7 protein-coding genes are annotated in these 5,761 nt (G+C 69.0%); 3 read left to right on the forward strand and 4 right to left on the reverse strand.

Going from position 1 to position 5,761, the window contains the following annotated elements:
- Positions 1-304: 304 nt before the first annotated feature.
- A complete protein-coding gene (locus tag ACWCQ6_RS35300) occupies positions 305-1,828 on the reverse strand; it encodes a hypothetical protein (RefSeq protein WP_451096330.1) in 1,524 nt (507 codons plus the stop codon).
- A gap of 736 nt (positions 1,829-2,564) precedes the next feature.
- Here ACWCQ6_RS35300 and ACWCQ6_RS35305 point away from each other — a divergent pair.
- Positions 2,565-2,966: a hypothetical protein gene (locus ACWCQ6_RS35305; RefSeq protein ID WP_451096332.1), complete on the forward strand. Its 402-nt coding sequence runs from the start codon at positions 2,565-2,567 to the stop codon at positions 2,964-2,966.
- A gap of 70 nt (positions 2,967-3,036) precedes the next feature.
- Here ACWCQ6_RS35305 and ACWCQ6_RS35310 read toward each other — a convergent pair whose 3' ends face one another.
- Positions 3,037-3,216: a hypothetical protein gene (locus ACWCQ6_RS35310; protein ID WP_451096334.1), complete on the reverse strand. Its 180-nt coding sequence runs from the start codon at positions 3,214-3,216 to the stop codon at positions 3,037-3,039.
- A gap of 74 nt (positions 3,217-3,290) precedes the next feature.
- On the opposite strand from ACWCQ6_RS35310, the gene ACWCQ6_RS35315 reads away from it, so the two are divergent.
- Positions 3,291-3,536, forward strand: a complete 246-nt coding sequence (locus ACWCQ6_RS35315; RefSeq protein WP_451096336.1) for a hypothetical protein — start codon at positions 3,291-3,293, stop codon at positions 3,534-3,536.
- A 227-nt stretch (positions 3,537-3,763) separates the two neighbouring features.
- Here ACWCQ6_RS35315 and ACWCQ6_RS35320 read toward each other — a convergent pair whose 3' ends face one another.
- Positions 3,764-4,252, reverse strand: coding sequence for an AAA family ATPase (locus ACWCQ6_RS35320; RefSeq protein ID WP_451096338.1), 489 nt, complete (start codon positions 4,250-4,252; stop codon positions 3,764-3,766).
- Between the two features lie 162 nt (positions 4,253-4,414).
- Here ACWCQ6_RS35320 and ACWCQ6_RS35325 point away from each other — a divergent pair, with 162 nt between their 5' ends.
- Positions 4,415-4,846: a hypothetical protein gene (locus ACWCQ6_RS35325; RefSeq protein ID WP_451096340.1), complete on the forward strand. Its 432-nt coding sequence runs from the start codon at positions 4,415-4,417 to the stop codon at positions 4,844-4,846.
- Here ACWCQ6_RS35325 and ACWCQ6_RS35330 read toward each other — a convergent pair.
- On the reverse strand, positions 4,778-5,761 hold a 984-nt coding region (locus ACWCQ6_RS35330), incomplete at its 5' end, for a diacylglycerol/lipid kinase family protein (RefSeq protein WP_451096341.1). The genes ACWCQ6_RS35325 and ACWCQ6_RS35330 overlap by 69 nt on opposite strands.

Here is a 5,761-nt window from a genome sequence, read left to right on the forward strand (position 1 = left end):
TCTGACGATCAGGACGACAAGAGCGGAGTGACGAGAGATTGTCACGCTCCGTTCTGTGAGGGCCGGAGGGTGAAATCCCCTCCGGCTACTCGGCGGTGAAGTGAGCCCCTGCCGCTGGGACTTCATCTCCGAGAATCGCGCCGCCTTCGGCGTGAAGCGGATCTGCCGGGTTCTGGGCTTCTCCCGCTCCGGCTACTACCAGCATCTGGCCACTGCGGACGCCCGCGCCGAACGAGCCGTCGAGACTCCAGTCGATGGTCCACGGAGGTTGCCATGTCTGTGATCGCTACGCGGGTGTGGTCTGTCAACGCTGGACGGCCCCAGGCGGGGTGGTGGTGCCGTTCAGGCAGTGGCCGAGGAGTGCGTGCATGCGCAGAACGGGGAGGGACGGGTTGGCTGAAGCGCCCTCGGCGGTACGGGGGTCGGCGAGGAGGGTCTCCAGGGAGTCCGGTGACAGGCTCGGGTTGGCGGCCGCTGCCCGGCGCACCGACGCGTCGGGGTCCTCCACCGGGGGGTCGGGCAAGGCGGGATCGGCTGCGGCCAGGGCCCGTACCTCGGGATCCGGGTGGTCGACGAGGTGAGCCCGGCCGGTACGGGGGAACGCGGGCAGGGCCAGCAGGTGCGGACGGTGGGCCGGGCGGGTGACGAAGACATCCAGGAGGAGGTGCGGCGGAACCAGCGGGTGGTGGCAGGCCAGCCGGATCCTCACCTCCTCGTCGTCGTCCTGCGCGAGCGTCTCGACGAGTTCCGCCGACAGGCTCGGCCAACTTGCCGCAACCCGGCGGAGCACCGGTTCCTCGGACACCGCACAGGCGGCGAACCAGTCGGGTGACGGCCCGATGTCCGGCTCAGTATTCGACTCGGTAAACGGCTCGGTGATCGGGCAGGTGCAGTCAGGGCCGTGCCCGATGACCCGCTCGATCGCCCAGTACTCGGCCCAGGTGCGGGGGAAGGGGTGGAGGTGCGCGCACATCCGCACGTCCTCGTCCGGGTCCTCCCTCAATTCCGCGACCAGGTCCGGTCCCACGTCGGGCCGGGCGGCGACCAACGCGCGGACCTCCGCCTCGGGGTGGCGGGCGAGCCGGGCGACGGCGTAGGCCGGGGTGTGCCGGTTCCGGGCCAGGGGGTGCACCGTGCCGTCCGCGAAGCACTGCTCGACGAGCGCGGGGGACAGAGCACATGTGCCGAACACGAATTCGTTGCGCGAATCGAAGGACGGCAGCATGGCCTCTACCCGTTCCGGGTCCAGCTGCCAGTTCCTGTCCTGCGCCGCTTCACGGACCGCGGGGTCTGGATCGTCGAGCAGCGCCGCCCGTTGCGCCGGGGTGAGTGACTGCCACCTCCAGGTGGCCCGTATCCGGAGTTCGGGGTGCTCGTGGCCGGCCATGCGGCGGTAGAAGGACAGCGGGATCTGCCGGGACGATTCGAGCTCCCCGATGATCTCGTTCTCGGTGACCTTGCCGTCCTCGCCCCCGTCCTGGGCCATCAGGAGGGTCACGAGGATGTCGTCCGGCAGCGGCCGGACCCATCGAGGGTGGTGACGGGGGCCGGCGGCGAGCCACCCGCGGACGATCCCCGAGGGGTCCGTCGCCAAGGGGGCGAGCCGCGCCGGGTCGACGTACCGGTTGCGGGCGAGCGCGCGGCGGATGACTCCGGCCGGATGGCGCAGGGCAGCGTCGATGACGGCGTCAGGCAGGTCACGACCCTCGCACATCAGCAGGCCTGCCTCACCGGCCGCTCGATCCAACAGGCGTACCAGTACGTCGGAGGGCGCCGCCGGATTGAAGGTGATGCCGCGCAGCCACGGTTCACGCAGAGAGTCGAACACCGTGTCATCCTGCCACCCCGCCTCCTGAACCGGGCCGCCCGACTACGACCGCGGCGGCGCTTACCGGCGGCTCCGTCCGCAGGGCTTCGGACCACGTGGCGAGGGTCTTGCTCATGATGCGCACGCTGACCGTACCCGGCACACCGCCAGGCTCCGCATCCACCCCCGCCGGGGGAACACACGACATCCGGGGCAAGTCAAGCAACCGGGCGTTGCTGAAACTCGGCTACATCGTCTTCCGTGCCCACGGGGTGTTCTCGCTCTTGGGTAACAAACGCTCTCGCTACTGACCGACAAAGCCACGCGGGCGTGCAGGTCTTGTTCTCGTTCGGGAACCATCACGACGTGCCATCCGTGCTGCTGCACATGCTCGATGACCGTCAGATCCACGCGGTCCGCTCCGTCCCGGTCACCGTAGTCATGGCAGAGGACACAGCGGCACCGGAACGGATCGTCAGTCATGTGCGGAGGGTACGAGGTGCGCGTTCACGTCAGGCAAGCGGGGTTCGTACCTCTCAATCGAACGACGTCGTCACCCTCCGCGACGACTCCCCAAGATCTGTGCCAGAACCGAGAACAGACAGCAGATGTTCACGACTTCGGGAGGCACCGCCGTCTGGCACTGTTCGATTGCGACAACAGTAATCGCGCTTCAACTCCGCGGCCGCCGCGCCGGCCGTTGCCACCCTCCGTGCCAACGAACGCGGTCGCGGGAGCTAGGTGCGATCCTGCATGTATGAACCATCTCGGCGACGCGCACCTGCACACCTGGACGCTGCGCTTTATGGCCCTCCTAGCAGCCGACACCCAGGATCAATTTGCCTGGCTGGGCGAGCGTGAGCTGGAGACAAAGGATGTCGTTGAAGAGGTGGAGCTCCTCTGCCGCGTCTCCGAAGGGCTCGCGGAGCGCGGAGCCTTCGAGCCCCGTGATCTGCGCAATCTTCGGGCCATCGGCCGTCGCCTCGGCGAGATCGATGCCACCTGCCGCATCGGCCTCTGGGCCAACGCCCTGGCCACAGATCCGACGTGGGACGACGCACGTTCTCTCGCCCGCCAGTTTCTCCTCACGAGGCTGGGCGACTGGCGTCAGCCACTGCCGCGCCCCCGTGCGCCCCGCCCGCACACAGGCGACCACTGAGCCGTCCAGGCCGCCTGTGCGACGCTGACGCAGTCGGCGCCGCACACACGAAATGGCGGGAAAGTCGCGGCTACGTTCGGATGGGTGTGCGATGACCGTACTTGTCCCAGTCGGAGGCCTCCTGAAGCAGAACGGCGTCGACGTGCCGGGCGCCGACCCGCTCGGCCGCGTTGTTGATGCGCTCGGCCAGCTGCGGCCAGCGATGGTCCGGATCCCCCGACCCGGTGCGGAGGCCGCCGAGCCCAACCACCGGTTGAAGGGTTCGAGGTCGGGTACATCGACTCGGGCGGGTCGGAGTTCCGGCGTGGGCTGGCGGATGTGTGGGTGGCGCGGTTCGAGGACGCCGCGCCGGGCGACGCCGGAGCGCACTGGAGCAACACCGACTCCTGGCGCCCACCGTCCAGGCCGACGAACACGTACACCCCGGTGCGGATGAAAGGCATCGGCCCGCACTTCCACGGAACCCAGGCCCGGCAGAGAAGCGCGCACTGGTTCAGCACCAACCGCAGGGCCGGCTCCACCCTGCTCCGTCACAACCACATCAGGCCCGTCATCACCGGTGAGTGGTGACCGGGCTACGAACGGATCGGCGGGGCCATCTGGCACAGCAAGCGAATCAGCCCAGATTTCCAAGCCGAAACTGCACGGGAGAGACCCGCCCTGGATGAATTCCTTGTCGCGCTCTACTCCGAGCAGGAGAAGGTTCGGGCCAATGCCGGACTCGCCGCTGAGCAGGTACCGACGGCCTCGTCCGCCGCCGGAAACGACGCTGCCCGGAGCATCCTGATCGGACTGGGTCACTGCCCCACATCTACCGGAAACGGGTCGAACTCGGCCAGCTCTTCGGCCGTCGGCCGCTGGAAGTATCGGGCCGCGTCATCGAGACGGTCCTGGGTGATATGGAACGTTCCTTGCGGCAAGTCCCCGTTGCGTTCGGACAGCCGACGCCGCAGTTCGTCCGATGGCGGATCGAGCAGGCACAGCACGACCCGGGCCCCCAGAGCCTGAGCCTCGGTCCGGTAGTGATCGCGTTCCTCCCGGGACCACAGCCCCCAGTCGAGCACCACGTTGCCGCCCGTCTCAAGAACACGTACGGCGACACTCCACTGCACCCGCTCAACCGGATCACGCATGGCATCAAGCTCGTCACCGGAGAGGTTCGGATGAAGCTCATGCAGCCACTCGTCAGCCGTCAGCCGAAGGGCCGACCATTCCCGCTCTAAACGCCTGGCCAACGTCGTCTTGCCGGAACCGGGTAACCCGCAGGTCAGGAACAGAATCGACACGGCCGCAACCATAGCCAGCGCGGACGTCATCAGCGAGCGAGATTCGACAGCTTCATCATCGCGACGCGACCATCACCAGCCCGCCGAAAGCGCAAAAAGGTCTCTGGCCCGCTGGCTGAACTGCTGCGCCGTCAGGAACAGGCGAACCTGGACCAGATCGGCATGAACGGTTGGAACGACAGCACTCCGGCCGGATCATCCGCTGCCGCGCCGGAGCTGCTCGTTGTCATCCGCGAGTACCTCGGCCAGGACATCAGCAGGCAGACCGCACCCGCTGACTCGCTCACCGAATGCCACCTCGGGACCGCTCAGTGGCACGCCGACGACCGCGCCCAGGCCGTCCGCAGCTGGAAGCGCGGCTGCGCCTTCGCTCCGTCCCGCTGGCCGCTGCTGCGCTGTCTGCCGGTCGCTGCCCAGGACAGCGGTCAGGTTCCCCGCGCCGCCGACCTCCATACCGAGGCGTTTGACGACCTCTGCGGGGAACGCCTCGACGAGGATTCGTCGTCCGCCGCCCCGGTCTCTCTGTCACAGGGCCATGGGGCAGTAGACCGTGAGCGCTTCTGTCAGCTTGTCGATCGTCAACTCCTTTCCTGAATAGGCCACTTCGCCGTCGTACGCATACGGGGTCCCCGGTGCCAGGCCGGCGATCCGTACTCGGTGCCGCCGTACCGCCGCATGGACGGGGGAGCGGGTCAGCGGACCGGCCACCGCTGCTGCCAGCAGCCGCAGCCCTGGAGTCCGGCCGCCGTGGACCGCTCTGATGTCCAGCAGGCCGTCCGCCAGGTTGTCCCGCCGTCCGGGAGCGGGCCCCACCCGCTGGAAGATCCCGTTGCCCACGAACAGGAGCCACAACGGCCGCCGCTTTCCCTGCAGTTCGGCCGCCAGCGGGCGTCGACCACGCAGTACTTCGAAGGCTGCGAGGACTCCGGCGGGCCAGCCGCCGATACGGGGCGCCCAGCGCTCCCGGGTCCGCACGAGCTCCGGATAGACCCCCAGGCTGAACGCGTTGAGGAAGTAGCCGTCCGCCCCGCCCGGCCCCTCGGGACCGGGCCGGAACCGGCCCAGGTCCACCCGGACCGCGCCCCCCGAGGTGAGGGCGGCCACCGTGTCGTGCACCGTCTCGATGCCCAGATCGTACGCAAAGTGATTGAGCGTTCCGCCAGGAAAGACGGCGAGCGGCATCCCGTGCGTCGCCGCGACAGACGCCGCCAGATTTACCGTGCCGTCACCCCCGCAGACCCCCAGCGCCCGGCCCCGGCCCGCCGCCTCGGCCAGCGCCCCGGACAGCTCGTCGGGCGCGCACTCCACGACCTCGGCCAGCGGCAACGCCTCGCGCACCAGCGAAGCGGTCGCGGTGGCGGTGCCGGACTCCTGGTTCACCACGACGACCAGGTCCTTGCCGGCGGGCAACGGCGGAGCCGCCGCCGGCGGACGGCCCGGTGCGGGCAGCTGTCCCCGTGTCGGTACGACCCCTCGCAACGCGTTCGCCGGCCCTTTGCCGAGCGCCTC

The organism is Streptomyces sp. NPDC001880, assembly GCF_053594575.1.

Bases quoted from the DNA above. Each gene is read 5' to 3' on its own strand.
- ACWCQ6_RS35325 (WP_451096340.1), top strand. From the start codon at position 4,415: ATGAACGGTTGGAACGACAGCACTCCGGCCGGATCATCCGCTGCCGCG.
- ACWCQ6_RS35305 (WP_451096332.1), top strand. From the start codon at position 2,565: ATGAACCATCTCGGCGACGCGCACCTGCACACCTGGACGCTGCGCTTT.